General features: G+C 72.0%; 26 protein-coding genes. 10 read left to right on the top strand and 16 right to left on the bottom strand.

Annotation, left to right across the window (positions count from 1 at the left end; all coding sequences use genetic code 11):
- Window positions 1–65 precede the first annotated feature (65 nt).
- Window positions 66–545, top strand: a complete 480-nt coding sequence (locus ACZ7CD_RS09700; protein WP_360391309.1) for a GNAT family N-acetyltransferase — start codon at window positions 66–68, stop codon at window positions 543–545.
- On the opposite strand, the gene ACZ7CD_RS09695 is transcribed toward ACZ7CD_RS09700, so the two are convergent.
- The 3 genes from ACZ7CD_RS09695 to ACZ7CD_RS09685 all read right to left on the bottom strand — a co-directional run bounded on the left by ACZ7CD_RS09695 (window position 532) and on the right by ACZ7CD_RS09685 (window position 4,668).
- Window positions 532–1,665, bottom strand: a complete 1,134-nt coding sequence (locus ACZ7CD_RS09695; protein WP_470378743.1) for a PLL family lectin — start codon at window positions 1,663–1,665, stop codon at window positions 532–534. The genes ACZ7CD_RS09700 and ACZ7CD_RS09695 overlap by 14 nt on opposite strands.
- Before the next feature lie 51 nt (window positions 1,666–1,716).
- Entirely contained in the window at window positions 1,717–3,570 is a 1,854-nt protein-coding gene (locus ACZ7CD_RS09690; protein ID WP_470378742.1) for a glycoside hydrolase family 9 protein, read from the bottom strand.
- A gap of 90 nt (window positions 3,571–3,660) precedes the next feature.
- Complete coding sequence (locus tag ACZ7CD_RS09685) at window positions 3,661–4,668, bottom strand: methionine synthase (RefSeq protein ID WP_458434322.1); 1,008 nt, start codon at window positions 4,666–4,668, stop codon at window positions 3,661–3,663.
- A gap of 381 nt (window positions 4,669–5,049) precedes the next feature.
- Here ACZ7CD_RS09685 and paaI point away from each other — a divergent pair, with 381 nt between their 5' ends.
- On the top strand, window positions 5,050–5,445 hold the full coding sequence (gene paaI, locus ACZ7CD_RS09680) for a hydroxyphenylacetyl-CoA thioesterase PaaI (RefSeq protein ID WP_470378741.1): 396 nt from the start codon (window positions 5,050–5,052) through the stop codon (window positions 5,443–5,445).
- Here the strand turns inward: paaI and ACZ7CD_RS09675 are convergent.
- Together ACZ7CD_RS09675 and ACZ7CD_RS09670 are read right to left on the bottom strand one after the other, a co-directional pair.
- The gene (locus tag ACZ7CD_RS09675; RefSeq protein WP_470378740.1) at window positions 5,375–5,773 is read right to left on the bottom strand and encodes a hypothetical protein; all 399 of its coding nucleotides are present in this window, start codon (window positions 5,771–5,773) and stop codon (window positions 5,375–5,377) included. The genes paaI and ACZ7CD_RS09675 overlap by 71 nt on opposite strands.
- A 38-nt stretch (window positions 5,774–5,811) precedes the next feature.
- Window positions 5,812–6,954, bottom strand: a complete 1,143-nt coding sequence (locus tag ACZ7CD_RS09670; RefSeq protein WP_470375383.1) for a hypothetical protein — start codon at window positions 6,952–6,954, stop codon at window positions 5,812–5,814.
- A 36-nt stretch (window positions 6,955–6,990) separates the two neighbouring features.
- Here ACZ7CD_RS09670 and ACZ7CD_RS09665 point away from each other — a divergent pair, with 36 nt between their 5' ends.
- Entirely contained in the window at window positions 6,991–7,494 is a 504-nt protein-coding gene (locus ACZ7CD_RS09665) for a DUF6584 family protein (RefSeq protein ID WP_360391330.1), read from the top strand.
- Entirely contained in the window at window positions 7,491–8,345 is an 855-nt protein-coding gene (locus ACZ7CD_RS09660; RefSeq protein ID WP_470370825.1) for a serine/threonine dehydratase, read from the top strand. The genes ACZ7CD_RS09665 and ACZ7CD_RS09660 overlap by 4 nt, the downstream gene beginning before the upstream one ends.
- 366 nt (window positions 8,346–8,711) lie before the next feature.
- On the opposite strand, the gene mnmA is transcribed toward ACZ7CD_RS09660, so the two are convergent.
- From mnmA to ACZ7CD_RS09625, 7 genes are all read right to left on the bottom strand, one after another.
- Complete coding sequence (gene mnmA / locus ACZ7CD_RS09655) at window positions 8,712–9,794, bottom strand: tRNA 2-thiouridine(34) synthase MnmA (RefSeq protein ID WP_458430549.1); 1,083 nt, start codon at window positions 9,792–9,794, stop codon at window positions 8,712–8,714.
- A complete protein-coding gene (locus ACZ7CD_RS09650; RefSeq protein WP_470370826.1) occupies window positions 9,791–10,963 on the bottom strand; it encodes a cysteine desulfurase family protein in 1,173 nt (390 codons plus the stop codon). The genes mnmA and ACZ7CD_RS09650 overlap by 4 nt, the downstream gene beginning before the upstream one ends.
- The gene (locus tag ACZ7CD_RS09645) at window positions 10,963–12,306 is read right to left on the bottom strand and encodes an MFS transporter (RefSeq protein WP_458430548.1); all 1,344 of its coding nucleotides are present in this window, start codon (window positions 12,304–12,306) and stop codon (window positions 10,963–10,965) included. The genes ACZ7CD_RS09650 and ACZ7CD_RS09645 overlap by 1 nt, the downstream gene beginning before the upstream one ends.
- Entirely contained in the window at window positions 12,263–13,135 is an 873-nt protein-coding gene (locus ACZ7CD_RS09640) for a lysophospholipid acyltransferase family protein (RefSeq protein ID WP_470370827.1), read from the bottom strand. Before ACZ7CD_RS09640 ends, ACZ7CD_RS09645 begins: the two co-directional genes overlap by 44 nt.
- Entirely contained in the window at window positions 13,132–13,905 is a 774-nt protein-coding gene (locus ACZ7CD_RS09635) for a GNAT family N-acetyltransferase (RefSeq protein WP_360391346.1), read from the bottom strand. Before ACZ7CD_RS09635 ends, ACZ7CD_RS09640 begins: the two co-directional genes overlap by 4 nt.
- A gap of 147 nt (window positions 13,906–14,052) precedes the next feature.
- Window positions 14,053–15,006: an electron transfer flavoprotein subunit alpha/FixB family protein gene (locus ACZ7CD_RS09630; RefSeq protein WP_458430546.1), complete on the bottom strand. Its 954-nt coding sequence runs from the start codon at window positions 15,004–15,006 to the stop codon at window positions 14,053–14,055.
- A 13-nt stretch (window positions 15,007–15,019) separates the two neighbouring features.
- Complete coding sequence (locus tag ACZ7CD_RS09625) at window positions 15,020–15,802, bottom strand: electron transfer flavoprotein subunit beta/FixA family protein (protein ID WP_360391353.1); 783 nt, start codon at window positions 15,800–15,802, stop codon at window positions 15,020–15,022.
- A gap of 211 nt (window positions 15,803–16,013) precedes the next feature.
- Here ACZ7CD_RS09625 and ACZ7CD_RS09620 point away from each other — a divergent pair, with 211 nt between their 5' ends.
- The gene (locus ACZ7CD_RS09620) at window positions 16,014–16,856 is read left to right on the top strand and encodes a DegV family protein (RefSeq protein WP_360391356.1); all 843 of its coding nucleotides are present in this window, start codon (window positions 16,014–16,016) and stop codon (window positions 16,854–16,856) included.
- A 65-nt stretch (window positions 16,857–16,921) separates the two neighbouring features.
- Window positions 16,922–17,077, top strand: coding sequence for a hypothetical protein (locus ACZ7CD_RS09615; protein ID WP_360391359.1), 156 nt, complete (start codon window positions 16,922–16,924; stop codon window positions 17,075–17,077).
- Window positions 17,078–17,092: 15 nt separating this feature from the next.
- Here ACZ7CD_RS09615 and ACZ7CD_RS09610 read toward each other — a convergent pair whose 3' ends face one another.
- The 4 genes from ACZ7CD_RS09610 to ACZ7CD_RS09595 all read right to left on the bottom strand — a co-directional run bounded on the left by ACZ7CD_RS09610 (window position 17,093) and on the right by ACZ7CD_RS09595 (window position 19,702).
- Complete coding sequence (locus ACZ7CD_RS09610) at window positions 17,093–17,893, bottom strand: isocitrate lyase/PEP mutase family protein (RefSeq protein WP_458430545.1); 801 nt, start codon at window positions 17,891–17,893, stop codon at window positions 17,093–17,095.
- Between the two features lie 96 nt (window positions 17,894–17,989).
- A complete protein-coding gene (locus ACZ7CD_RS09605; RefSeq protein WP_470378739.1) occupies window positions 17,990–18,448 on the bottom strand; it encodes a hypothetical protein in 459 nt (152 codons plus the stop codon).
- Window position 18,449: 1 nt separating this feature from the next.
- A complete protein-coding gene (locus ACZ7CD_RS09600; RefSeq protein WP_470370829.1) occupies window positions 18,450–18,755 on the bottom strand; it encodes a hypothetical protein in 306 nt (101 codons plus the stop codon).
- Window positions 18,752–19,702, bottom strand: coding sequence for a coiled-coil domain-containing protein (locus ACZ7CD_RS09595; RefSeq protein ID WP_360391370.1), 951 nt, complete (start codon window positions 19,700–19,702; stop codon window positions 18,752–18,754). The genes ACZ7CD_RS09600 and ACZ7CD_RS09595 overlap by 4 nt, the downstream gene beginning before the upstream one ends.
- 314 nt (window positions 19,703–20,016) lie before the next feature.
- On the opposite strand from ACZ7CD_RS09595, the gene ACZ7CD_RS09590 reads away from it, so the two are divergent.
- From ACZ7CD_RS09590 to ACZ7CD_RS09575, 4 genes are all read left to right on the top strand, one after another.
- Window positions 20,017–20,859 (top strand): DegV family protein, encoded by an 843-nt coding sequence (locus tag ACZ7CD_RS09590; protein WP_360391372.1) that lies wholly within the window; start codon window positions 20,017–20,019, stop codon window positions 20,857–20,859.
- Between the two features lie 105 nt (window positions 20,860–20,964).
- Entirely contained in the window at window positions 20,965–21,693 is a 729-nt protein-coding gene (locus ACZ7CD_RS09585) for a class I SAM-dependent methyltransferase (protein WP_360391375.1), read from the top strand.
- A complete protein-coding gene (locus ACZ7CD_RS09580; protein ID WP_470378738.1) occupies window positions 21,690–23,150 on the top strand; it encodes a 1,4-alpha-glucan branching protein domain-containing protein in 1,461 nt (486 codons plus the stop codon). The genes ACZ7CD_RS09585 and ACZ7CD_RS09580 overlap by 4 nt, the downstream gene beginning before the upstream one ends.
- A gap of 4 nt (window positions 23,151–23,154) precedes the next feature.
- Window positions 23,155–24,402: a glycosyltransferase family 4 protein gene (locus ACZ7CD_RS09575; protein WP_470370832.1), complete on the top strand. Its 1,248-nt coding sequence runs from the start codon at window positions 23,155–23,157 to the stop codon at window positions 24,400–24,402.
- The last annotated feature ends 41 nt before the right edge of the window (window positions 24,403–24,443 follow it).

The raw sequence follows: 24,443 nt of genomic DNA, 5'->3' as shown, positions 1-24,443 counted from the left end.
CGGCACTCCCCGCGTCCCCGAATTATGAGTGGCGTCGCGCGCGTTGTCCGGACAAAGTGCGCGTCATGCTGATCCGCCGGGAAACGCCCGCAGACATCGACGCCATCCGCGACGTCACGAACCTCGCGTTCAAGAACGGCCCCGAGGCACCGCTGATCGACTGGTTGCGCGCCGACCCCGGCTGGATACCGGAGCTGTCGCTGGTCGCGGACGGCGTGCTCGGTCACGTCGTGTGCACCCGCGGGTACGTCGGCGACACGCCCGCGCTCGGGCTGGGGCCGATCGCGGTGCACCCGGACCACCAGCGTTCCGGCATCGGGAAGGCGTTGGTGCACGCGGTGCTCGGGGCTGCGGAGGCCCGCGGTGAGAAGGCCGTGATCTTGCTCGGCGATCCGCGCTACTACTCGCGGTTCGGCTTCCGGCCGGCCGCGGAGTTCGGCATCACGCCGCCGGTCGCCGAGTGGGCGCCGCACTTCCAGGCCCGGTTGTTCGCGCCGGTGGAGCCGGGTCCGTTCCGGTACGCGGAGCCGTTCAACCGACTTTGACCACGGTCCCGTCGGCCTTGCGCGCGTAGACCGCACCGTCGGGCAGCGCGGCCACGGTGTCGATGAAACGGCCGTCGCCCAACGGTTCCCACGTGGGTCCGAGGCGGTGCACGCGGCCGTCGAGCAGCGTGTGGGCGGCGATCGTCCCGTCCGGACGGAGCACGACCTCGGGGCTGCCGGTGAGCCCGCCGGCGATCTCCCGCCACACGCCGGCCGTGTGCGCCATCAACGCGCTGCCGGACCGCACGTACACCGTGACGGACCCGTCCGGGTGCACGACCGCCGACGGCTTGCCCGCCGCGAACCCGGCCGCGCTCAACGGAATCGATCCCGCCTGGCCCCCCTCCGGGGGGTCCGAAGCCCCCACTCCCATCGTCGCAGGGAGGTCTGACAGTTTCGCGACGCTGCCGTCGGCCAGGACCGCGAACACCGCCACCGAACCGTCGGGGAGCAGCACGGCTTCGGGGTCGCCCGCCACACCGGACGCGAGCGGGCGCCAGGTGCCGTTCAGCACCATGACCTCGCCGCGGACCGTGCGCGCGTAGACCAGCTTCCCGGCCACCGAAGGGCGCCCGACGAAGTCCGCGGTCGTGCTCAGCTGCTGCGGCCCCGCCCAGACGTCGCCGTCGTCGACCACGTACACGACGTCGGTCACCTCGGGCCCGCCCTGCCACGCCTGCCGCAGCATCGAGGTGGCCCGGTCCACCGCCAGGTCGTAGCGCTCCGGGCAGCACGACCGCTGCACCGCGTCGGCCAGCAACCCCGGCGTGAGGTCCGGCCGGTCCAGCCGCACGGCGGCCTCGAAGAACCGCGTCGCCGCGTAGGTGACGTCCATGATCTGCTCGGGCGTGCCCCAGCCCATCGAGGGGCGCTGCTGGAACACGCCCAGTGAGTCGGCGTCACCGCAGTCGAGGTTGTGCATGTGCGACTCGACCCAGCCGGCCTCGAAGCCCGCGAGCATCACCTTGTCGCTGACCCGCAGCGCGAGACCGGCCGCGTGCACCTCGCGGACGACCTCCGGGTCGTGCACCGCGGGCACCCTGCACTCGGTGTTCAACGGCAGTGCGTGAGCGGGAACGCCCACGAGGAGCAGCACGACGACCAGCGCGAGCCTGAGCACAGTCCGAATTGGACACCCAGGCCCGCGCCGCCGCCACTCAGCCGTGCCCGATCACCCGTGCGCGATCAGCGAGAAGCCCAGCACGCCCGTCGCCGTGAAGTCGATGGCCGGCTCGGAGCTCGGCCACGACCGCAGGTCATCGGCGAACACGGACTTCGCGGAGTCGAACTCCCGGGTGTACGGCTTGGTGCAGTCCACGGAGCCCGGCGGCATCTCGCCGAGGTCGCCGAACAGGGAGGCGTCGTTCGGTCCGTTGATCACGGCGCCGACCAGCACCTTCGCGCCGCCGTTCGGCGAGCCGGAGAGGTTGGCCGCCTGGTGGTGCGGGCACTCGGGGAACTTCGCGCCGACACCGACGATCAGCGAGGTGCCCCAGGCGTTGGTGCCGAGCGCGAACCCGCGCTGCTGCGTGCCGAACGTCTGGTACCTCGTGTCACCGGTCAGCTTCCGGTAGAGCGCGGCCGTGGTGATGAAGCCGAACGTGCGCGAGCCGACGTCCCAGGTCTCGACGTTCGCGGCGGTGCGGAACGGTGAGTTCTTGGCCGCGTCGGCGCCCTGCTGCAGCTGGCGCCGCAGGTCCCCCACGACCTGGGCCTCGGTCACCTCGGCACCGTGGACGCCCGCCTTCAGCAGCTTCGCGAGGTCGGCGTGGGCGAGCGCGGAGATGTTGTAGACGTTCAACGTGTCCGGGTCGTTCGTCGCGAGGAACTCCTTGGCCCAGTGCGTGGCGGCCTTCGCGAACTGCTGGTACCGCTTGTCGTTCAACGCCTTCGCGGCCAGCGCGAGCTGGGTGGCGCCGAACTCCAGGTCGTCGGTCCACGACGGTTCCGGGTAGTAGGCGTGCGGGAACGCCGTGACGAGCTGCCCGACGTCCTCGGTCTTGGCGAGCGAGAACAGCCGCGCGGCCTTGTCCAGGTGCGCGCGGGCCAGGCGCGGGTTCTTGCGGGCCTCGACCTGCGCGGCCAGCGCGAACGAGCCGGCCACCCGGCCGACCAGGTTGGGGCTGATCTTCTCGCCGGCGGCGTTCGCGCGGAAGACGGGGCGGTACTTGATGAAGTACTCGCTGTCGCCGGGCTTCACGTCGAGCCTGTCGTCGGCCTCGGGGAGCCGCCACACGTCGTGGTCGCCGACGAAGCCGAACTCCGCGGAGCCGGTGCCGATGCCCACCTGGGCGTAGAGGGTGCCGGTCTGCTCGTCCCAGGCCTTGTCGAGCCACCTGAGCCCGAACTCGGCCTCTTCGTACAGCGCGTCGTCGTGCTTGTTGCGCAACGCGAGCAGCATCGACGCCGTGGAGTACGACGAGGCGTGGGTGAACTTCACGAAGTCGCCCGCGTCGAACCAGCCGCCTTCGAGGTCGACCTTGGCGCCGGTGGGCTGCAACGGCGCCGCGATCTGGTCACCGCCCTCGCCCGCGAACACCGGCTCCTCGTAGACGAGCGCCTCGCGGTCGGTGAGGTGCGCGGGCTTGCGGTTCAGCCGGCCGGGGATGACGTCGGCACCGTCGCGCTGGGCCTGGAAGAACTCGACGGTGTTGCGGGCGACCGGCGCGAACAGCCGGTTCAGCGAGTCGACCCGGAACGCCGCGGAGGTCGCCGAGCCGACCTTGACCCGGTACGTCCCCGCTTTTCGCACGCCGGAGAGGTCGATCGGGTGCACTGCCGGGAACTTCGCGCTCCACGCCCCGGTCGAGGCACCCGTCCGCCCGGTCAGCACGGTCCGGCCGCGGCTGTCGACCACGGAGAACCGCGCGTTCGCGGCACCACCGAGCACGTAGGCGTGTTTCGCCTCGGCGGTGCCGAACCCGACCTGGTCGAGCCTGATGTGGGAGGCGGGGGCCGCCTCGGCAGGTGCCACGACCACACCGGTGAGCACTGCGGCGACGAGCGCCGCACGTCTGATGCGCATGTTCGGAACTCCCGATCCAGGCCCGGCGGTGGCCTACGGTTAAGAAAGTTTCCTAATAGTTCGCAGCAGACTAGCTCCACAAACCGGACATCACCAGCCCTCAGGTGGCTCCACGAACGCCGAGGAGAGGTCCCGCGTCAGGGCGAGCGAGCGCTTGACCCACCCGGACGTGGCACCGGCCAGGCCGCACGTCGGCGTCGGCAGCGCCTTCTCCGCGAGGACCGACCGCGGGAAGCCCAGCCGGTCGGCCAGCGTGAACGCCCGCTGCCCGACGTCCTTCAACGTCACCGGCGTGCCGGGGTCGGTGCTCGGCACCAGCCCGAGCGCGAGCGTCGTGCCCGCCTCCCAGGTCTCGCCGATCTCGTCGAGCGCCGCGGCACCCTTGACCAGGGTCAGGTCGAACGCGATGGCCGCCGCGCCCGCCTCCCGCAGCAGCGTCAGCGGCGGCTGCGGCGCACAGCAGTGGACGAGCACCTCGTGGCCGTCGAGCGCCTCGATGACGGTGGCGAGCACCGCGCGCGCGTCCGGACCGGGCACCGCGGGCACCGTCCCGAGCTTCGACGGGGTCGGCAGCAGCCCCTCCAGCACGGCGGGCAGGCCGGGTTCGTCGAGCTGCACCACGACCTTCGCGCCGGTGCGCCTGGCGACCTCGGCCGCGTGCCGGCGCAGGCCTTCCGCCAGCGACTCGGCGAACTCCTTCACGGCGCCGCGGTCCGTGAGCACCCGATGCCCGCGCATCAGCTCGATGTTCGACATCAGCGTCCACGGCCCCGCCGCCTGCACCTTGACCGTGTCCGGGCTCGCACCCGCGCGTTCCAGCGCCTCGTCGAACGCGTCCAGGTCACCGCGCAGCAGGTCGACGGCACGGCGGTGGTCACGGCCGGGCCGCGGCGTCACCCGGTAGCCGGATGTGATCACCTCGATCGCGAGGTCGACGAGCAGGCCGGCGGTGCGGCCGATCATGTCCGCGCCCACCCCCCGCGCAGGCAGCTCCGGCACGTGCGGCAGTTCCGGCAGCTCGCCGACGACCACCCGCGCCGCCTCGTCGATGTCGGTTCCGGGCAGCGATCCGATTCCAGTTGCTCCGCGCACCGGCAGATTGTTCCACTGTCCTGCGGACAGAAGAGGTCTAGACCCATTGACGCCATGGTCTAGGCCACTTACCGTGATTGAGCAGGTGCCGAGCGTGCGAGCACCTCCCCGCACGTGGTGTGGGAGCGCGACGCGCCCCGCGTTCCCGCACCACTCCCCACCCGGCGACGGCGAGGGCCGGCGCGGAGTTCACCGCGCCGGCCCTCGTTCGTCCTGTCCGAGCCTCCTAACAGCTGCTGCAGCACCCGCAGCCCGGACCCGTGCACCCGCCGCAGCAAGAGCATCCACCCATGATGACCACCTCCGTTTTGAGCGATCAAGCATTCGGACAGTAAGGCCGGGTCGACGCGGGGTGACACCACCGCCAGGGTGATTACGCTGCCACGAATGAATGGTCCTGCTGAGATGCTGGCCGCGGACAAGGCCTCCACCGCCCTGGGCATCACGCCGGTCGAGCTGCGCGACGGGTACGCGGTGCTGCGGATGACGGCGACCGAGCTGATGCTGAACGGGCACGGCATCGCGCACGGCGGTTACGTCTTCCTGCTGGCCGACTCGGCGTTCGCGTGCGCCTGCAACAGGGCCGGGTCCGTCACCGTCGCCGCCACGGCCGAGATCGACTTCATCCGGCCGGTGCACGCGGGCGACGAGCTCGTGGCGGAGGCGGTGGAACGGACCCGGTTCGGCCGCAGCGGGATCTACGACATCACGGTCAGGCGAGGGTCCGAGGTCGTGGCTGAGTTCCGGGGCCGGTCCCGGACGTTGCGCGCCGCAGACCGATGAGCTGCAGCACCGCGAACCCGAGCACCGCGAGGCCCTGGACGAGCACCAGCGCGACGCCGAGACCGGTCAGCGGGAACCACTCCAGCTCCGCGGTGAGAATGCTGTCGAGCGCCCACACCGCGTTTCCGATGATGACCAGCAGCACGATCCGGCGGTCCGGGACGGCGCGCGTTCCGAGGAAGAACACGCCCGCGCCGTAAACGACGCAGAAAGCACCGAGCCCGATCTGCCAGCCCACCGGCATTCCCACCTCCGGGCGGATCAGGAGGGTCAGCAGGCCCAGGCCGAACGAAGCGACACCGTCGAGTTTCAAGGCGAATTTCAACATGGCCCGACCGTGACCCGGTGATCACTGCCAGGACCACGTCAAGCGCTGCCGACTCCTGCCACCAGGTCCGCCGCGACCAGCCGGGCGGCCGCGTTCTGCCAGTTGTGGAGGGTGCGTTCGGGCACCTGTGTCACGAACCACTGCAGCGCGCGGCGGTCCTCGGCGTCGAGGTCCTCGCGCTTGGTGCGGACCGAGTACGGCCGGATTCCCTTGACGTAGTAGAAGTACAGGGCGTTGTAATAACGCCATTCGTCGCTCGTGCCGAAATCGCCGTCCGCGGGCTTGAGCCGTTGGATGCTCGTCAGCAACATGGATTTCAGCTGTGCCGCGCGGTCGAGCGGCGGTGCTTCCTCGGTCAGCGCGATCAACGGGCTCGCGACGAGCTTTCCGAGGTCGCCGTAATGGCTGAGCGCCCTGCGGGTCAGCCGCGCGAACTCGGCCTCGTCCTCGGTCACCAGCGGGCGTTGCCTGGGCAGCGCCTCGGCCGCGTCGCGGAGCTCGGCGCGTTCGGCGGCGACGGCGGGCACGGCGAGGCGGTCGACGGCGGCGGCGAGCGGGTTCGCCAGCACCTGGACCGCGATGGCGGCGGCGACCGTCGTGCAGGCGAGGAGCTGCGGGCCGTCGAAGAGCAGCACCTGCGAACCGAACAGGACGGCGGTGAAACCGGAGATCACCAGCGAGCGCAGCATGTCGGCGCGGATCGCCTGCCCTTCCTCGACCGCGTCCGTGACGGCGACGAGCACGCCGAACAGCAGCACGTCGAGTCCGATCGCCGGCAACGCGACCGCGGTGGGTACCCAATCGAGCAGGAACGCCGCCGCTGAGAGCGCGAACATCACCCCAACGAGTGAAAAATAGGCACGCTTCCCCGCCGCCAGCGCAGTCGCCGCGGCCAGCGGGAGCAGCACGACCCACGGCAGCCACAGCGCCGCGGCGAAGACCGGCACCACCGCGAAGATCCACCAGCGGACGAGCTCCGGCCGTGCCAGCACCAGGATCGCCCCAGTCCACGCGAGTGCGGGCACGCCCAACAGCACAGGATGAGGCATGACGACGAGTGCCGCACATCCGACGAGACCGGCGCCGGACCACCACAGCACGGGCTTGGCGGGATCGCGGGCGAGCAGGTAGAGGCCGAGCCACCACGCGAGGCCGGACACCACAAGCGACAGGACGAACACGGGTCAAAGCTAGCCGCGCCTGCGAAACTACTCGGCATGCCGGTAGAGCTGACGCTCAACAAAGCGGCCGAGGAGCTGCGGCGCGGCGACCTCGCGAACGTGCTCCGCGCACGTCAACGCCTCGCGGGACTCGTCGGCACCTACCCCCACCGGCTCGACCTGCGCGACCGCCTTGCCGAGGCGTACCGCGTGCTCGGCCAGCCCGCGCAGGCCGGTCGCTGGACGTACCTCTCCGACGACCGCGACCCCGAGGAAACCCTGGCGTTCGAACGCGCCTACCGCCGCGCGCAGGTCCGCCTCGTCGCGCTGAACTGGGCCGGCCGTGTGGAGGAGGCCCCGACCGAGGCCGCTCGCACCCGCCTCGCGTCGCTGTACCTGGAGGCGCGCGTCGAGCTGCAGCACGAGCTCGACGCGACCCCGCGGGAGGAGACGTCCTGGGGCGCCTGCCTGCTCGTGATGGCCGGTGGGACGTTCGTCATCGTGTGTTTCCTGCTGGGAATCGTGACTCTGGCGCAGTTCTTGTGGAAGCTGGTCACATGAGAACGCTTTCTGACCACGTGCGCCGCACCCCGGTCCTGCGCACCGCTGTGGACGGTCGCCCGGTGGTGTTCAAGCTGGAGCACCTCCAGCTCACCGGTTCGTTCAAGGTCCGCGGCGCGGTCAACAAGCTCCTCACCCTGTCCGGCGTGGACGAGGTCGTCACCGCCTCCGGCGGCAACCACGGCATCGCCGTCGCCCAGGCCGCGCACCTGCTCGGCATGCACGCCACCGTCTTCGTGCCGATGACCGCCCCCGAGGCGAAGACCCGCCGCATCGAGGCGTTGGGCGCCAAGCTGATCCGCCACGGCACCACCTACGCCGAGGCCGCAGCCGCAGCCCGCGACCTCGGCCCGCTCTACGTCGAGGCCTACAACGACCCGGTCGTCATCGAGGGACAGTCCACGGTGACCCGCGAGATCGTCGAGGACGTGCCCGAGGTGGACACGATCGCGATCGCCTCGGGCGGCGGCGGCCTGATCGCCGGCGCCGCACTGGCCTCTGGTGGTCGCTTGATCGTGAACGTCGAGCCGTCCGGCTGCTGCGCCGTGCGCCGCGGCCTCGAAGCCGGTGAGCCCGTGGACGGCCCGGTGGACTCCGTTGCGGCGTCGGCACTCGGGGCGACGCAGGTGGGCACGGTGCCGCTGGAGGTGTTGCAGCGCCACAACGTCACGTCGGTGCTCGTGTCCGACGCGGAGCTGCTGGCTGCGCGGGATCGGCTGTGGGAGGAGTTCCGGTTGGCGGTGGAGCCAGCTGGGGCGGTGGCGTTTGCGGGGTTCCTCAAGGGGGAGGTTCCCGGGGAGCTTCCGTGTGTGCTCCTGTGTGGAGCGAACTCGGAGTGGCTGCCGGGGTGAGGGCGGGCTGGTCGCGGGCGGGCTGAGCGCAGGTGGGCTGGGCGTGGATTGGCCGAGCGCGCGGCTGGGCTGAATGCGGGTGGCTGAGCGCGGGCGGGCGAACGCAACTAGGCGAGCGCAGGTGAGCTGGTCGCGGCTGGCTGAGCGCGGACGGGCTGAGCGCGGACGGGCTGAGCGCGGACGGGCTGAGCGCCAGGGACTGACGCGGCCCACCGCCAGTCCTGACCCCACGAGCCCGCACACCCCGGAACCACCGCGACCGCCGTGCCACCCCGCGTTCCTCTTCCCCCACGGGGCGAGCGAGCGAGCGTTTCCGGACACACATCACCCGACCGGGCGACACCCCAACACCGACAGGCCAGCGAATCAGCTGGTCGCGTCGATCGTCGCACTGGCCAGCACCACGTCACCGCCGGCATCGGGCCGGTAGATCGCCACCGCCTGCCCCGGCGCCACACCCTTCAACGGCTCCCGCAGCTGCACCCGCAACACACCGCCGACCACCTCGGCCACGGCGGACGAGGTACCGCCGTGCGCGCGCACCTGGGCGACGCACTCCACGGGACCGTCCAGGTCGACGTGCGTGATCGGCGAGGAAGCCGAGATGCCCGTGACCGCCAGCTTCTCCACCGAGCCGACCCGGACGTTGCCGGAGACGGGCTCCAGGGCCAGCACGTAGCGGGGCCGGCCGTCGGGGGCGGGACCGTCGATGCCCAGGCCCTTGCGCTGGCCGATGGTGAACTCGTGCACGCCCGCGTGCCGGCCGAGCACGGCGCCGGTCGCGTCGTCGATCAGCAGGCCGGGCTTGGTCTCCATGCGGGAGGCGAGGAACTTCTGGGTGTCGCCGTCCGGGATGAAGCAGATGTCGTGCGAGTCGGGCTTCTTCGCGACCGACAGGCCGCGCGCTGCGGCTTCGGTGCGCACGTCGTCCTTCGTCGTGTCGCCCAGGGGGAACATGGCGTGGGCGAGCTGGTCGGCGGTCAGGGAGGCCAGCACGTACGACTGGTCCTTGCCGAGGTCGGCCGCGCGGCGGAGCTCGGGGCGGCCGCCGACCACCTGCAGGCGGGCGTAGTGGCCGGTGCAGACCGCGTCGAAGCCGAGGGCGATGGCCTTGTCCAGCAACGCCTCGAACTTGATGCGCTCGTTGCAGCGCAGGCACGGGTTCGGGGTGCGGCCGGCGGCGTACTCGGCGACGAAGTCCTCGACGACGTCCTCGGTGAAGCGCTCGGCGAAGTCCCAGACGTAGAACGGGATGCCCATCAGGTCGGCGGCGCGGCGGGCGTCGTGGGCGTCCTCGACGGTGCAGCAGCCGCGGGCGCCGGTGCGGAGGGTGCCGGGCTTGGCGGACAGGGCCAGGTGCACGCCCGTCACGTCGTGTCCCGCTTCAACGGCGCGGGCCGCCGCCACCGCGGAGTCGACACCGCCGCTCATCGCCGCGAGGACCTTCACTGCTTGACCACCTTCCGGGAACGCCTCATGCCTGCCAGACCTGCCGTGCGCGCGCGTTCGACCACGGGACCGATCACGCCCGCCAACTCCTCGACGTCGGCACGCGTCGAGGTGTGCCCGAGGGAGAACCTCAAAGATCCGCGTGCCGGCGCGGGTTCGACGCCCATCGCCAGCAGCACGTGCGACGGTTGCGCGACGCCCGCGGTGCAGGCGGAGCCCGTGGAGCACTCGACGCCGCGTGCGTCGAGCAGCATCAGCAGGCTGTCGCCCTCGCAGCCGGGGAACGTCAGGTGTGCGTTGCCGGGCAGCCGGTCGACCGGGTCGCCGTTGACGACCACGTCCGGCACCACCGCGCGCACCGAGGCGATCAGCTCCTCGCGCAACGCGACCAGCTCGGCGGCGCGCTGTTCCTGCTCCTCCACGGCGATGCGGACGGCGCGGGCGAGGCCGACGATCGACGGCACGTCCAGGGTGCCGGAGCGGACGTCGCGTTCCTGGCCGCCGCCGTGCAGCAGGGGCGTGCACTTCACGTCACGCGCGAGCAGCAGCACGCCGACGCCGTAGGGGCCGCCGACCTTGTGGCCGGTCATGGTCAGCGCGGACGCGCCGGACGCGGCGAAGTGCACCGGCACCGCGCCCACCGCCTGCACGGCGTCCGTGTGGAACGGCACACCGCGCTCGGCGCACAACGCCGCGATGTCGTGCACCGGGTTGATGGTGCCGACCTCGTTGTTCGCCCACATGGTCGTGACGAGCGCCACGTCGTCGTCCAGCGCCTCGCGCACCGACTCGGCGGACACCCGGCCGAACCGGTCGGCCGGTAGCCAGGTGACCTCGGCGCCCTGCTGCTCCAGCCACTCGACGGCGTCGAGGACCGCGTGGTGCTCCACGGCCGAGGCGAGCACGCGGCGCTTGCCCTCGCGGGCCCAGTAGACGCCCTTGACCGCGAGGTTGTCGCTTTCGGTGCCGCCGCCGGTGAACAGCACCTCGGACGGCCGGGCGCCGAGGGCGTCGGCGATGTTCTCCCGCGCCTCCTCGACCGCACGCCGCGCCCGCCGGCCGGAGGTGTGCAGCGACGAGGCGTTGCCCGTGGTGGACAACGCCTCGGTCATGGCCGCGACCGCCTCGGGGTGCATCGGGGTGGTGGCAGCGTGGTCGAGATAAGCCATCAGGGCTCCAGCGTAGCCCGCATGCGGGGCCCGGTCAGAACCGCTCCCACCACGGCCAACGCCGCCATCGACAGGTTCAGCACCACCACGCCCGCCGTGGGGGCGGTCGCCAGCACCAGCACACCGCCGAGTCCGATCATGGTCGCGGAGCCCAGCATGTCGGAGATCTGCAGGGCAGCCGAGTTGAAGCCGCGGTCCTGCTCGGGTGAGGCGGCCATCATCAGCACGCCGACGCTGGAGGTCGCCATGCCCATGCCGGCGCCCGCGACGGCCCACAGGAGGAACGTCAGCCAGGCAGGGCCCCACGAGGGTGCGACGAGCGTCACGGCCGCCATGCCGGCCGCGGTGAACAGGAACCCGGTCCGCACGAGGGTGTACCGCTCGATCTCGGGGTGCCGCGACGCCCACATCGACGCTCCGGCCCAGCCGAGGGCGCTCACCGTGAGCGGGATGCCGGCCTCCAGCGGCGAGTAGCCGTGCACGACGGTCAGCGTGAGCGGGATGAAGCTCTCGACCGCGAAGAACGTGCCGGCGAGCAGGCCGCGGGCGAGGATCGTGACGGGGAGGCCGCGGCGGGCGATCAGCGTGCCCTTGGGCAGCAGGATGCGCACCGCGGGTGTGAGGAGCAGCAGCGCGACGGCGAGCAGCCACCACGTGCGGTGCTGCAACGCCCAGCTCAGGCTCGCCACCCCGGCACCGGCGGCCAGCGCGGCGGCGGGCAGGAACCGGCGCACCGGCGGGGTCGCGGTGTGCGGTGGCAGCTTCCTGAGCACCGGGACCAGCAGCACGCTGCCGACGAGCACGAGCGGGACGATCGCGAGGAACACGAGCCGCCAGGTCAGGTGCTCGGTCGCCCACCCGGCGACGGCGGGTCCGACGAGCGACGGCACCACCCAGGCCGCCGACAGCGCGCCGAACACCGCGGGCCGGTCGCTCTCCGGGTAGGCCAGCGCGATGACGACGTAGATCGCGACGATCAGGAAGCCGGCGCCGAGGCCCTGCAGGGCCCTGCCCGCCAGCAGCACGGTCATGTTCTCCGCGACGCCCGCGACGACCAGGCCGGCGAGGAACAGGCTCACGCCGATCAGCACGGCGGGCTTGGGGCCGCGCCGGTCCGACAGGCGGCCGGAGAAGACGGTGGCCATGACGCTCGCCGCGAGGTTCGCGAGGAACGGCCACGCGTACAGCGCCTCGCCGTGCAGCTCGCGGACCATGGTGGGCATCGCCGTGCCGACGCCCATCGCCTCGAAGGCGAGGAGCGTGACCAGCAGGACGATGCCCGTCGTGGGCCAGCGGCGGTCAGGCGACCAGAGGCGAGACGGCCGGGGCGCGGTGAGTGTCACCGGTAGATCGTGCAACTTCCAGTTCGGTCGAGGTCAAGCGATTTGATTGCTCTTGTGCAAGTTTCGCGAGCTGCCTGCGGTTCTCCGCGCGGCCGGGGGCGATCTCGTCGAGCACGTGCACCTCGACGGTGAGGCCCCTCACCCGCAGCACCCGGCGGATCGAGTCGACCAGGGTGTCGCTGCCGATGAACGCGGGCTGCGTGCTCACGTGGCCGTCGACCCGGTAGCGCAGCACGATCGGCCGCACCGGCACACCGGCGTCCAGGGCGGCCTGGAACAACGCCGGCCGGTAGCGCCCGGAGGCGAGCCCGCACCACGTGGTGCCCTCGGCGTGGATGCCGACGGCGGACCCGGCGCGCAGGGTCGCCGCCAGCTCGGCGACGGTCCGCGGCAGCTCGCGCAGCCGTTCGCGGTCGAGGTAGACGGTGCCGGCCGCGGTGATGATCCGGCCGAGCACCGGCCAGCCCTTGATGTCCTTCTTGGCGACGATCCGGATGGGCTGCACCGCGTCGATCGCGAGCTCGTCCAGCCACGACACGTGGTTGCTGGCGACGAGCACACCGCGTTGCGGCACCTCCTGGAACCTGCGGGCGCCGTGGACCTCCAGGCGCACGCCGAACGCGCGCAGCAGGGCGTGGAACCACAGCCGCACCACGGTTTCCCGCTGTGCGCGCGGCAGCAGCAACGCGAGGACGATCCCCACGCCGCACAGCAGTGCCGTCAGGGCCGTGACGGCACGCCAGAGCTGCCTGACCCCGCCCGCGGTCCGCGGGGCCGACCCGACGCACCCGTCGCCGCACGGCGAGGCGGGCATCCAGGCGTGGCTCACGACGTCTCCCCCAGGAAGAACCTCAGGTACCGCTGGTCCACGTGGTCCATGCCGAGCAGGATGAACAGGTCGGCCACCCCGAAGTCGGCGTCGAGCGCGGGCCGCCCGCAGATCCGGGCGCCGAGCCGCAGGTACCCCTTGAGCAGCGGCGGCAGCACGGTCCTGGCGGGCCGCTCGACCGCGTCGACGTCCCACGGCCGGTGCGGCGTCACGCGGTACTGCTCGGGCGCGTAGTGCTTGGCGTGCACGGTGTCCCACACCCCGGCCGCGAGAGCACCGCCGTCCTGCAACGGGATGCTGGCGCAGCCGACGAGCCACTTGTGGCCGCTCAGCAGCATGTAGCGCGCGATGCCGGCCCACACGAGGCTCACGACGGCGCCGTTGCGGTGGTCGGGGTGCACGCACGACCGGCCGGTCTCGACCGTGGTGTGCCGGATGTGGTCGAGGTTGGCGAGGTCGAACTCGGTGTCGGCGTAGAGCCGCCCGGCCTCCCTGGCGCGCTCCGGCGGCAGCATCCGGTAGCCGCCGACGATCTGGCCGGTGCGGTCGTCGCGCACCACCAGGTGGTCGCAGTGCCGGTCGAACTCGTCGACGTCGTGGCCGGGCACGCTCGTGGTCAGCGTCGCGCCCATCTCACCGGCGAACACCTCGTGGCGCAGTTTCTGCGCGGCGACGACCTCGGCGCCGTCCCTGGCGACGAGGAGGGAGTAGCGGGGAACGTCCTCACCCTGCCGGGCGGGGGTGCTGACAAGCAGTTCCGGCTGCGTCATGCGCACCAGGGTGATCCCGCGTTGGCGAATGACAGCAGGGCACAACGATGACCGGTCAGTGGCAGTCGGGTGAAGAGCCGGTGGTGCCCGCGCACGCGGAAGGGCCGCCCCGCGCACGGGACGGCCCTTCCGGTGAGCTGGTCGTGCTCAGCCCTTGCGCTTCTGGACCTCGCCGGTCAGCTGCGGTGCGACGGCGAACAGGTCGCCCACCACGCCGAAGTCGGCGATCTCGAAGATCGGGGCCTCGGGGTCCTTGTTGACCGCGACGATCGTCTTCGAGGTCTGCATGCCCGCGCGGTGCTGGATGGCACCGGAGATGCCCAGCGCCACGTACAGCTGCGGCGAGACCGTCTTGCCGGTCTGGCCCACCTGGAACTGGTGCGGGTAGTAGCCGGAGTCGACCGCGGCGCGCGAGGCACCGACGGCGGCACCGAGCGAGTCGGCGAGCTCCTCGACGACGGAGAACTTCTCGGCGGAGCCGACGCCGCGGCCACCGGAGACGACCACGGAGGCCTCGGTGAGCTCGGGGCGGTCGCCGCCGACCACGGCCTCGCGGGAGGTGACGCGGGCGGCCTTGGCGGTGTCCACGGACACGGAGACCGACTCGTCGAGCGCGGCGTCCGCGGCGGACTCCTCGGCGTCGACGCCGCCGGGGCGGACCGTGATGACCGGGGTGCCCTGGCTGACCTTCGCCTTGACGACGAACGCGCCACCGAAGATGGACTGCACGCCGGTGCCGTCGGCCTCGACGTCCACGACGTCGACGAGCCAGCCGGAGCCGATGCGCACGGCCAGGCGGCCCGCGACCTCCTTGCCCTCTGCGGTCGCGGAGACGAGCACCGCGGCGGCGTTCGGGGCGAGGGCGGCGAGCGCGTCGACCTTCGGCGTCACCAGGTAGTTGACGGCGTCGTCGGACTCGACGGCGTAGACCTTGGCCGCGCCGTACCTGCCGAGCGACTCGCGGACCTTGGCGGCGGTGCCGGGGGCACCGACGACGACCGCGGACGGGGTGCCGAGGCGACGGGCGGCCGTGAGCAGCTCGTAGCTGACCTTCTTGACCTCGCCGTCGACGTGGTCGACCAGGACCAGTACTTCAGACATGGTTTCCACTCCCTCAGATGAGCTTCTGGCCGACGAGGTACTCGGCGATCTTCGCGCCGCCGTCGCCGCCGTCCTCGACGCGCTGACCGGCGGTGCGCGGCGGCTTCGGGGCCGCTTCGAGCACCTGGGTCCACGCACCGGACAGGCCGACCTCGGCCGCGTCGACGCCCAGGTCCGCGATCGAGACCGTGGAGACGGGCTTCTTCTTCGCGGCCATGATGCCCTTGAAGGAGGGGTAGCGCGGCTCGTTGATCTTCTCGGTCACCGAGATCACGGCGGGCAGCGACGCCTCGAGGAACGCGACGCCCTCGTCGGTCTCGCGCTCGCCCTTGATCGTGGTGCCCTCGACGGTGACCTTGCGCAGCTGGGTGACCTGCGGCAGGCCCAGCAGCTCGGCGATGATGGCCGGGACGGCACCCGCGCGGCCGTCGGTCGCCTCGTTGCCGGCGATGACGAGGTCCACGCCCTCGACGGTGCCGATGGCCTTGGCGAGGACCTTCGCGGTGGCCAGCGAGTCGGAGCCGTGCAGCGCCTCGTCGTTCACGTGGATGGCCTTGTCGGCACCCATCGAGAGGGCCTTGCGGATGGCGTCGGTGGCGCGGTCGGGACCCATCGCGATCACGGTCACCTCACCGCCGTGGGCCTCCTGCAGCTGCAGGGCCTCTTCGACGGCGCGCTCGTTGATCTCGTCGAGCACTGCATCCGCGGACTCGCGGTCAAGGGTGTGGTCGGCGTCGGTGAGCTTGCGCTCGGACCAGGTGTCAGGCACCTGCTTGACCAGGACAACAATGTTCATAGGTCCTCTTCGACCTCCTGCGGACGGGCGGCGACGCGCAGAGGACTTCAGAACTGCGCCGCCGGGTGTTCACGACCCTGCCATCACCCGGATGTTACCCGCCAGTAGCAGCGGTGCAAACGGGAGCAAGCACTCCGCTAGCGTGACGGTTCTCACCCGGTCGCACCACCGATTGAGACGTACCCCATTCGGGCGAGTAACCTGCGCGGACATGTACCGGCGAGTAGTAGTAGTGACCGACTCCACGGCCTGCCTCCCGGCTCACCTGACCGACCAGCTCGGCATCGAGGTCGTGCAGATCCAGGTCAGGATCGGCGACCACACCGACGACGAGGCCCGCGTCCCGGTTCCCGACCTCGTGTCGGCCATGCGCGCGAACGTGCCCGTCGAGACGATCCCGCCGGATCCGGGCGCCTTCTTCTGGACCTACGGAGACCTCGCCGCCCAGGGCGTCCAGGCCATCGTGTCGGTGCACGTCTCCGGCCGGCTCTCCGCCACCGTGGACGCCGCCCGCACCGCCGCCGCGCAGTCGCGCGTCCCCGTGCACGTCGTCGACACCCACACCTGCGGGATGAGCATCGGCTACGCGGTCCAGGCCGCCGCCAAGGTGGCCGAGGCCGGCGGGACCGTCGAGCGCGTGATCGAGACGGCCCAGCGCCGCTACGACCGGTCCACCGAGCTCATCTACGTCGACACGCTCGAATACCTGCGGCGCGGCGGCAAGATCGGTGCCGCGGCGGCGCTCGTGGGCTCCGCGCTGTCGCTCAAGCCGCTGCTGACCATGTCCGACGCCCAGATCACCCCGCTGGACCGGGTGATCGGCGCCGACCGCGCGCTGAACCGGATGCTGGACATCGCGATCAAGCGCGCGGGCACCGACCAGGTCGACATCGCGGTCGAGCACTTCGACGCGCTGGAGAGGGCGCAGCGGCTGCTGGGCAAGCTGCGGCGCGGTGTGCCCAACGTCCGCCAGTTCATGCTGACGCAGGTCAGCTCGGCCATCGGCGCCCACGTGGGCCCCGGTGCGCTGGGCATCACCGTTTCGCCGGTGTGACGTCCGGGAACTCCAGGTACCCCGTGTTGCGTTGAAATGGACGTAACGGACACCTGGAGGACCCGATGGCGTTCATGGACAAGATCACCAAGTTCCTGCACAGCCCTTCGGGGCGTCGACTGCAGGACAAGGCACGTGAGCTCTCCCGCGACCCCCGCCGCCGTGCGCAGGCGGAGCAGCTGCTGCGCAAGTTCCGCAGTGGCGGCAAGAAGAAGTACTAGACCGGCTGACAGGTACTAGAACAGCTCGTTCAGCTCCCCGTACCCCAAGCCGTCCCTCGTGCTGTCGTACGTGCCGGCGCTCAGCAGCTCCTCCGCCGCCTTCTTCGCCACGGCGTAAGCGGCGGAGGCGAGCGCGGTGCCGACGCTGATCCTGGCCGCGCCCGCCTGTGCCAGCTCCGCCGTGGCGGGCGCGCCGGGACCCGCGAGGACGTTGAGCGGTGCCGCGATGTTCTTCGCCAGCTCCGCCACGTCGGCGAGGTCGGTCACCCCCGGCACGAAGATGCCGCTCGCGCCCGCCGCCAGGTACGCCTCCGCCCGCCGCAGGGTCTCGCCGAGCCGGTCAGCCGGGTCGCCGACACCGCGCAGGAAGACGTCGACGCGGGCGTTGAGGTAGAGCTCCGGTGCGCCCTCCCGTGCCGCGCGCAGTCGTTCGGACTGCTCCTCGACGGACCGGAGCGCGCTGCCGTACCCGTCCTCGACGTTCACACCGGACGCACCGGCGGCGGCGACCGCCGCGAGGGTCGCGCGCACCTCGTCGGCGGTCTCGCCGAACCCGGCCTCGATGTCCGCGGTCACCGGTACGGACACGGCCTTCGCGATCCTCGCGACGAGGTCCACCGCCAGGTCGCGGTCGAGCCGGTCGCCGTCGGGGGCGCCGAGGCTCCACGCGACACCGGCGCTCGTGGTGGCGACGGCCTGCGCGCCGGCGGCCTCGACGATCAGCGCCGAGGCCACGTCCCAGGCGTTGGGGAGCACCAGGGGCGGCTGCCGGTGCAGGGCGTGGAAGAGCTGCGTGCGGTCGGAGCTGGAAGTCATGATCAAGTGATAGCAGCCGGGACCGCGCGAGTCCGGCAGTTTTCCGACATCTACCGCGGGTTTCCAACATCTGCCACGAGGTCGCGGCCCGTCCGCTCAGTTGCTGCCGGCCTTGCGCCGCACCTCGTCGAACGTCCGCAGGTAGCGCTCCCGGAACTCGTCCCGCTCGGCCCACGTGGTGTGCTCGGCGGACTGGGGTCCTGGCGGGGGCGGCAACACGGCCTCGGCCGGTTCCTCGTCAACGGGTTCCGGTCCGGGTTCGGGCACCGCTTCCACCACCGGCTCCGGCTCGGGTTCCGGCTCCGCCCGCGGCAGGCCCACCACGGCGTTGCGGTGGATCGGCGGGGTGTCGTAGTCGGCGTCGGGCATCGGCTGCGGCACCCACGCGTCGTCAGCGGACGCGGTCCGCCGCGGGACCGGGAGCGCGTCGACCGCCGGACCCGGCCGCGTCTCCTCGGCGTCCTCGCGGCGGCGCGTCACGACGTACATCAGCGCCGCCCCCAGGGTGAAGGACAGCAAGCACAACCCGAACACGATCTCGACGGCACCGGCCACCTCAGGCTCCTGCCTGTCCGACGGGGGTGACGGCGCCACCGGAGACGGTGCGCGGCACCGCAGGCGATGCCCGCCGCACGTTCTGCTGCGCGACGGCCGCCGGGACGAGCAGCGGGGCGGGCCGCTCCATCCGCAGCGGTGGCAGGAAGGCCGGGAGCGGCACCGGCCCCGCGGGTGGCGGCGGCGGTGTGGCGGGGGACGGCGACAGCGCGGTCGTCAGCTCCTCGCCCGCGACCGAGAAGCCGGCGGCCGTGACCGCGGCGGGCACCAGCACCGCCCCCAGCACGAGCGGCACCCACTGCCTCACGAGGCGGCCACCTGCTCCGGTATCAGCGCGGGCGCGACCTGGTCGGCGGCGGCGGTCAGGGCGGCACGGGCGGCCGACAGCTGCGAGTGCACGACTCGGCGCAGCTCGCGCAGCTCGTCCACCTCCCGCGCCACCTCGGCGAGGCGGCGGTTCGACTCGCGGCAGGCCATCGTCACCACGAACCCGGCGCGGGCGCGGGCCAGCGCCTCCTGCTGCTCCAGGTGCTGCGCGGCCTCGGTGCGGCGCCGGGTCGTGGTCAGCTCGAAGAACCGCTGGGCCTTCTCGCGCTTGCGCTCGGCGTCGGCCTCCAGCGAGCTGCACGCCAGCGCGGTCTCGCGCAGCAGCCGGTCGGCGTCGGACTGGGCCTGCTCCACCGCTTCGGCGCACTCGCGCTCGACCTGGTCGGCGCGCTGCCGGTGCTGGGCCTCCAGGTCGGCGCAGCGGCGCTCCAGCTCGACCTCTCGCTCGTCCATGGCGGCGGCACGGGAGGAGCACTGGCGGCGGGTCTCGCGCAGCTCGGACTCGGCCTCGGCCCGCAGGGCGGCGGACTCGCGCTCGGCCTCGGCGACCAGCGCGGCGCACTCGGCCTCGGTGCGCAGGCGGAGGTCGGCGCACTCGCGGCCGGCCCGCAGGTGCATCTCCGCCGCCTCGTCCTCGGCGAGGCGGAGCATGCGGTGCATCCGTTCGGTGGCGCTCGCGTGCGACCCGGGGGTGGACTCCAGCCGCTCGATCCTGGCGCGCGCCTCGGCGAGGTCCTGGCGCGTCGTCTCCAGGAGCCGGCGCAGATCGGCGGCCTGCGCGAGCGCTTCGGCCCGGTCGAGGCTCGTGAAGCGGAGCTGCTCCTCGAGATTCTCGATGTGGTCGATGACCTGACGTCGGTGAAAACCTCGGTGGACAACGTCGAAACCGGCGTGCAGCGGAACTATCTCGTGCCCTTTTGCACCCATGGTCACCTGCTCACTCACACCGCGGAAGATTGTGCGAGCGTACCGAGTTGACCACGCTCCAACCAGTGTCGACAAAGGACCGGAGGGTCTCCGGCGGCGGTCGGGAACACGGTTCCTTGCAGGGCAAACACGGAGATCCTAGATCAACTCCAGCAGGCCGTCAGTCACCCGATTGTGTAAGCGGGTCGCCCTTTCTGTGGTGTTCACTCCGTGCGTTCGTCGTGTACGGAAAGCGACGATGCAGGCATACGTCACACGAATTGCCATCCTTCGCCAGTGGTTCAAGCGATCACGCTTCGTTAACCTTCCTTCCCGTGTCCTCACGTGTAGCCGTCGTCACCGACTCGACCGCGTCACTCCCGGCCCGGCTGGCCGACCGGTTCAACATCATCACCGTGCCGATGCAGCTGAAGATCGGATCGGAGTTGATCGACGAGGCGTACGTGCCGACCGAGCGCCTGCTGCAGGCGTTGCAGGCGGAGATCCCGATCACGACCCAGCCGCCGGCGCCGGACGCGTTCTTCTGGGCCTACCAGGACGCGTGGGCCAAGGGCGCGGAGACGATCGTGTCGGTCCACGTGAGCCCGAAGCTCTCCCCCGCGACGGACGCGGCGAAGGCGGCAGCGGCCAAGTCGCGCGTGCCGGTGTTCATCGTGGACTCGCACTCGTCGGGCATGACCCTCGGTTTCGCGGCGCTCGCCGCGGCGCGGATCGCTCAGACCGGCGGCAACGTGCAGCACGCCCGCAGCGTCGCCGAGCAGCGCGGCCGCGACGCGCACGTGCTGATCTACGTCGACACGCTGCACTACCTGCGCAAGGCCGGCCGGGTGAGCGCGACGGCGAAGCTCTTCGGCGACGCGCTCTCGGTCAAGCCGCTGCTGACGGTCGTCAACGGCGAGGTGGAGCCGTTCGGCAAGGTCGTCGGCCGCGACCGGGCGCTGTCCAAGCTCGCCGACAAGGCCGTGGCACTGGCCCACGGCCGCGACGTGGACCTCGCGGTGGAGCACTTCGCCGCCGAGCAGGAGGGTCAGGAGCTGCTGCAGATGCTGCAGAGGCGGATCCCGCACGCCCGCGACATCGTGCTGACCCAGGTGAGCGCGGCGATCGGCGCGAACGTGGGTCCCGGCGCGCTGGCGGTCACCGTCTCGCCGTTCTGACCGCGCCGGGATGCTCGTCCAGGCACCGCGGAGGCCCGTGCAGCGGGGAGGTGACCGGGTGCTCCGCGGTACCGACTGTCACTACTGGCAAGTAACCTGGCGGGCGTGACCCTCCCCCTGACCGGCGAACGCACGGTACCCGGCATCGCGGAAGAGAATTACTGGTTCCGCAGGCACGAGGCCGCATATCTACACCTCATCGGCCACTGCGCGGACGCCGTGGTGCTGGAGGCCGGCTGCGGCGAGGGCTACGGCGCCCAGCTGATCCGCACGGTCGCGCGGCGGGTCGTCGCGCTCGACTACGACGAGCTGACCTCGCGGCACGTCGCCCGCACGTACCCGCGGCTCGACGTGCTGCGCGGCAACCTGGCGACGCTGCCGCTGCGCACCGGCTCCGTGGACGTGGTGGCGAACCTGCAGGTGATCGAGCACCTGTGGGACCAGGAGCAGTTCCTCGCGGAGTGCCGGCGCGTGCTGCGGCCCGGCGGCACGCTGATCGTGACCACGCCGAACCGGCTCACGTTCTCCCCCGGCCAGGACACGCCGCTGAACCCGTTCCACACCAGGGAGCTGGCTCCGTCCGAACTGGACGACATGTTGCGGGCGGCCGGTTTCGCCGTTGACGAACTGAGCGGGCTGCGTCACGGACCGAGGCTCGACTCGCTCCTCGGTGGACGGATCATCGACGCACAGGTCGAGGTCGCCCTGTCCGGCGCGCCCTGGCCGGCCGAGCTCAAGGAGGCCGTCGAGTCGGTGACGGTGGACGACTTCGACATCACCTCCGCGGACCTGGACACCAGCCTCGACCTGGTGGCCGTGGCGGTGCGCGCGTGACGGGCGGGCACGAGGGCACCTTCTGCCTGGTGCTGCACAGCCACCTGCCCTGGCTCGCCCACCACGGCGCGTGGCCGGTCGGCGAGGAGTGGCTCTACCAGGCCTGGGCGCACTCTTACCTGCCCGTCGTGGACATGCTGCGGCGCTTCGCCGACGAGGGCCGCCACGACGTGCTGACCCTGGGCGTCACGCCGGTGCTGGCCGCACAGCTGGACGACCCGTACTGCCTGCGCGGCGCGCACGACTGGCTCGGCAACTGGCACCTGCGCTCCCAGTACGCCGGACGGCGGCTGCCGGAGCTGTCGGCCTACGAGCACCGCGCCTCGGCCTGGGCGCTGGAGCAGTTCGAGACCCGGTGGCGGCACGGGTTCTCGCCGATCCTGCGGTCCCTTGTGGACTCCCAGACCGTCGAGCTGCTCGGCGGACCCGCCACGCACCCGTTCCAGCCGCTGCTGGACCCGCGGGTGCGGGCGTTCGCGCTGCGGACCGGCCTGGACGACACGGCACTGCGGGTCGGCCGCGCACCGGAGGGCATCTGGGCGCCCGAGTGCGGCTACTCGCCCGGCATGGAGACCGGGTACGCGGCGGCGGGCGTGCGGCGGTTCCTGGTCGACGGGCCCGCGTTGCACGGCGACACGTCCACCGCGCACCCGGTCGGCTCGTCCGACGTGCTCGCGTTCGGCCGCGACCTGGAGGTGTCCTACCGCGTCTGGTCGCCCAAGGTCGGCTATCCGGGTGACGCGGCCTACCGGGACTTCCACACCTTCGACCACCCCACCGGCCTGAAGCCGGCGCGGGTGACCGGCAAGAACGTGGCGCCGCAGGACAAGCGGCCCTACGACCCGCTGCTCGCCCGCGAGGCGATCGAACGGCACGTCGAGGACTTCGTCGGCACGGTCGTGCGGCGGTTGCGCGCGATCGACGGCGGACTGGTCGTGGCGGCCTACGACACCGAGCTGTACGGGCACTGGTGGCACGAGGGTCCGATGTGGCTGGAGGGCGTGCTGCGCGCGTTGCCGGAGGCCGGTGTGCGCGTGACGACGCTGCGCGGCGCCGTCGAGGCCGGCCACGTGGGCGCGCCGGTCGAGCTGCCCGCCTCCTCGTGGGGCAGCGGCAAGGACTGGCGGGTCTGGGACGGCGCGCAGGTCGCCGACGTCGTGTCGCTGAACGCGGCGGTGCAGCGGGAGCTGCTGGAGCTCGACCTCTCCGGCACCACCAGGGACCCGGTGCTGGACCAGGCGGTGCGCGAGGCGTTGCTGGCGTTGTCGAGCGACTGGGCGTTCATGGTCACGAAGGACTCGGCCGCCGACTACGCGCGGTACCGCGCGAAGATTCACAGCGACCGGTTCAGCGAGCTCGCCGCGCTGGCCAGAAGCGGCCGGGGCCGGGCGAGGGCGGCGGAGCTCCGCGCGGCGGACGGCCCGTTCGGGCAGCTGGACGCGCGAGGAATGAGGTAACGGCATGCGCGTGCTGATGTTGTCGTGGGAGTACCCGCCGGTGGTCGTCGGCGGGCTGGGCAGGCACGTCCACGCGCTCGCGACACAGCTGGCCGCGCAGGGGCACGAGGTCGTCGTGCTGTGCCGGCAACCGTCCGGCACCGACGCGGTCACGCACCCCACCGCGGACGTGGAGAGCGAGGGCGTGCGGCTCGTCCGGGTCGCCGAGGACCCCGCGCACCTGGTGTTCGAGAAGGACCTCGTGGCGTGGACGCTCGCGATGGGCCACGCGATGGTCCGCGCCGGGCTGGCGCTGGCACCGTGGCGACCGGACGTGGTGCACGCGCACGACTGGCTGGTCTCGCACCCGGCGGTCGCGCTCGCGGAGGCCCACGGCGTACCGCTGGTGGCCACGGTGCACGCGACCGAGGCGGGCCGGCACTCCGGCTGGCTCTCGCACCCGCTGAACCAGCAGGTGCACTCGGTGGAGTGGTGGCTCGCGAACCGGGCCGACGCGCTGATCACGTGCTCGTCGGCGATGCGCCGGGAGGTGGCGCACCTGTTCGAAGTGGACACCGCGGACGTCTCCGTGCTGCACAACGGCATCGAGCCCGGCGGCTGGCGGGTGCGCCCGGCGGACGTCGGTGCGGCCCGGCGGCGGCACGCCCCGCACGGTGACCCGCTGCTGCTGTTCTTCGGCCGGATCGAGTGGGAGAAGGGCGTCCAGGACCTGATCGCCGCGCTGCCGCGGATCCGCAGGGCGTTCCGGGGCACGCGGGTCGTGGTGGCCGGTGGTGGTTCGCAGACGGAGTGGTTGCGGGAGCAGGCGCGCAAGCACCGGGTGCTGCGGGCGGTGGAGTTCGTGGGGCACCTGTCCGACCGGTCGCTCGCCGCGCTGCTCACCGCCGCGAACGCGGTCGTGCTGCCGTCGCGGTACGAGCCGTTCGGCATCGTGGCCCTGGAGGCGGCCGCCGCCGGGACACCGCTGGTGGCCTCGACGGCGGGAGGCCTGGGCGAGGTCGTGCTGGACGGGGTGACCGGGCTGTCGTTCGCGCCCGGTGACGTGGACGGGCTGGCCCGTGCGGTGCGCGCGGTGCTGTCGGACCCGGCGGCTGCCGCCACCCGTGCGCGCGCCGCCAAGGCACGGCTCGCAACGGACTTCAACTGGGCCACGATCGCGGCGGGCACGGCGGAGGTCTACGCGTCGGCCGTCGTGCGCGAGCCGCGGGTGCTGGGCCGTCCCAAGATCGCGACGGGAAATCTGTTCACCTAGCTCCAGTACAGTCCGCGGCCACGTGAACGAGAGGTGACCGG

It is taken from the genome of Lentzea sp. NPDC036949 (assembly GCF_055608075.1).
The sequence above is the reverse complement of the archived record's forward strand: the minus strand, read 5'-3'. Positions and strand labels throughout refer to the sequence as shown.

Excerpts from the sequence above, each read along its gene's own strand:
- ACZ7CD_RS09690 (WP_470378742.1), bottom strand. The coding sequence starts at position 3,570 with ATGCGCATCAGACGTGCGGCGCTCGTCGCCGCAGTGCTCACCGGTGTG.
- ACZ7CD_RS09675 (WP_470378740.1), bottom strand. The coding sequence starts at position 5,773 with ATGTTGAAATTCGCCTTGAAACTCGACGGTGTCGCTTCGTTCGGCCTG.
- ACZ7CD_RS09700 (WP_360391309.1), top strand. The coding sequence starts at position 66 with ATGCTGATCCGCCGGGAAACGCCCGCAGACATCGACGCCATCCGCGAC.
- paaI (WP_470378741.1), top strand. The coding sequence starts at position 5,050 with ATGAATGGTCCTGCTGAGATGCTGGCCGCGGACAAGGCCTCCACCGCC.
- ACZ7CD_RS09625 (WP_360391353.1), bottom strand. The coding sequence starts at position 15,802 with ATGAACATTGTTGTCCTGGTCAAGCAGGTGCCTGACACCTGGTCCGAG.
- ACZ7CD_RS09665 (WP_360391330.1), top strand. The coding sequence starts at position 6,991 with ATGCCGGTAGAGCTGACGCTCAACAAAGCGGCCGAGGAGCTGCGGCGC.
- ACZ7CD_RS09630 (WP_458430546.1), bottom strand. The coding sequence starts at position 15,006 with ATGTCTGAAGTACTGGTCCTGGTCGACCACGTCGACGGCGAGGTCAAG.
- ACZ7CD_RS09575 (WP_470370832.1), top strand. The coding sequence starts at position 23,155 with ATGCGCGTGCTGATGTTGTCGTGGGAGTACCCGCCGGTGGTCGTCGGC.
- ACZ7CD_RS09615 (WP_360391359.1), top strand. The coding sequence starts at position 16,922 with ATGGCGTTCATGGACAAGATCACCAAGTTCCTGCACAGCCCTTCGGGG.
- ACZ7CD_RS09650 (WP_470370826.1), bottom strand. The coding sequence starts at position 10,963 with ATGGCTTATCTCGACCACGCTGCCACCACCCCGATGCACCCCGAGGCG.
- ACZ7CD_RS09620 (WP_360391356.1), top strand. The coding sequence starts at position 16,014 with ATGTACCGGCGAGTAGTAGTAGTGACCGACTCCACGGCCTGCCTCCCG.
- ACZ7CD_RS09595 (WP_360391370.1), bottom strand. The coding sequence starts at position 19,702 with ATGGGTGCAAAAGGGCACGAGATAGTTCCGCTGCACGCCGGTTTCGAC.
- ACZ7CD_RS09660 (WP_470370825.1), top strand. The coding sequence starts at position 7,491 with ATGAGAACGCTTTCTGACCACGTGCGCCGCACCCCGGTCCTGCGCACC.
- ACZ7CD_RS09635 (WP_360391346.1), bottom strand. The coding sequence starts at position 13,905 with ATGACGCAGCCGGAACTGCTTGTCAGCACCCCCGCCCGGCAGGGTGAG.
- ACZ7CD_RS09610 (WP_458430545.1), bottom strand. The coding sequence starts at position 17,893 with ATGACTTCCAGCTCCGACCGCACGCAGCTCTTCCACGCCCTGCACCGG.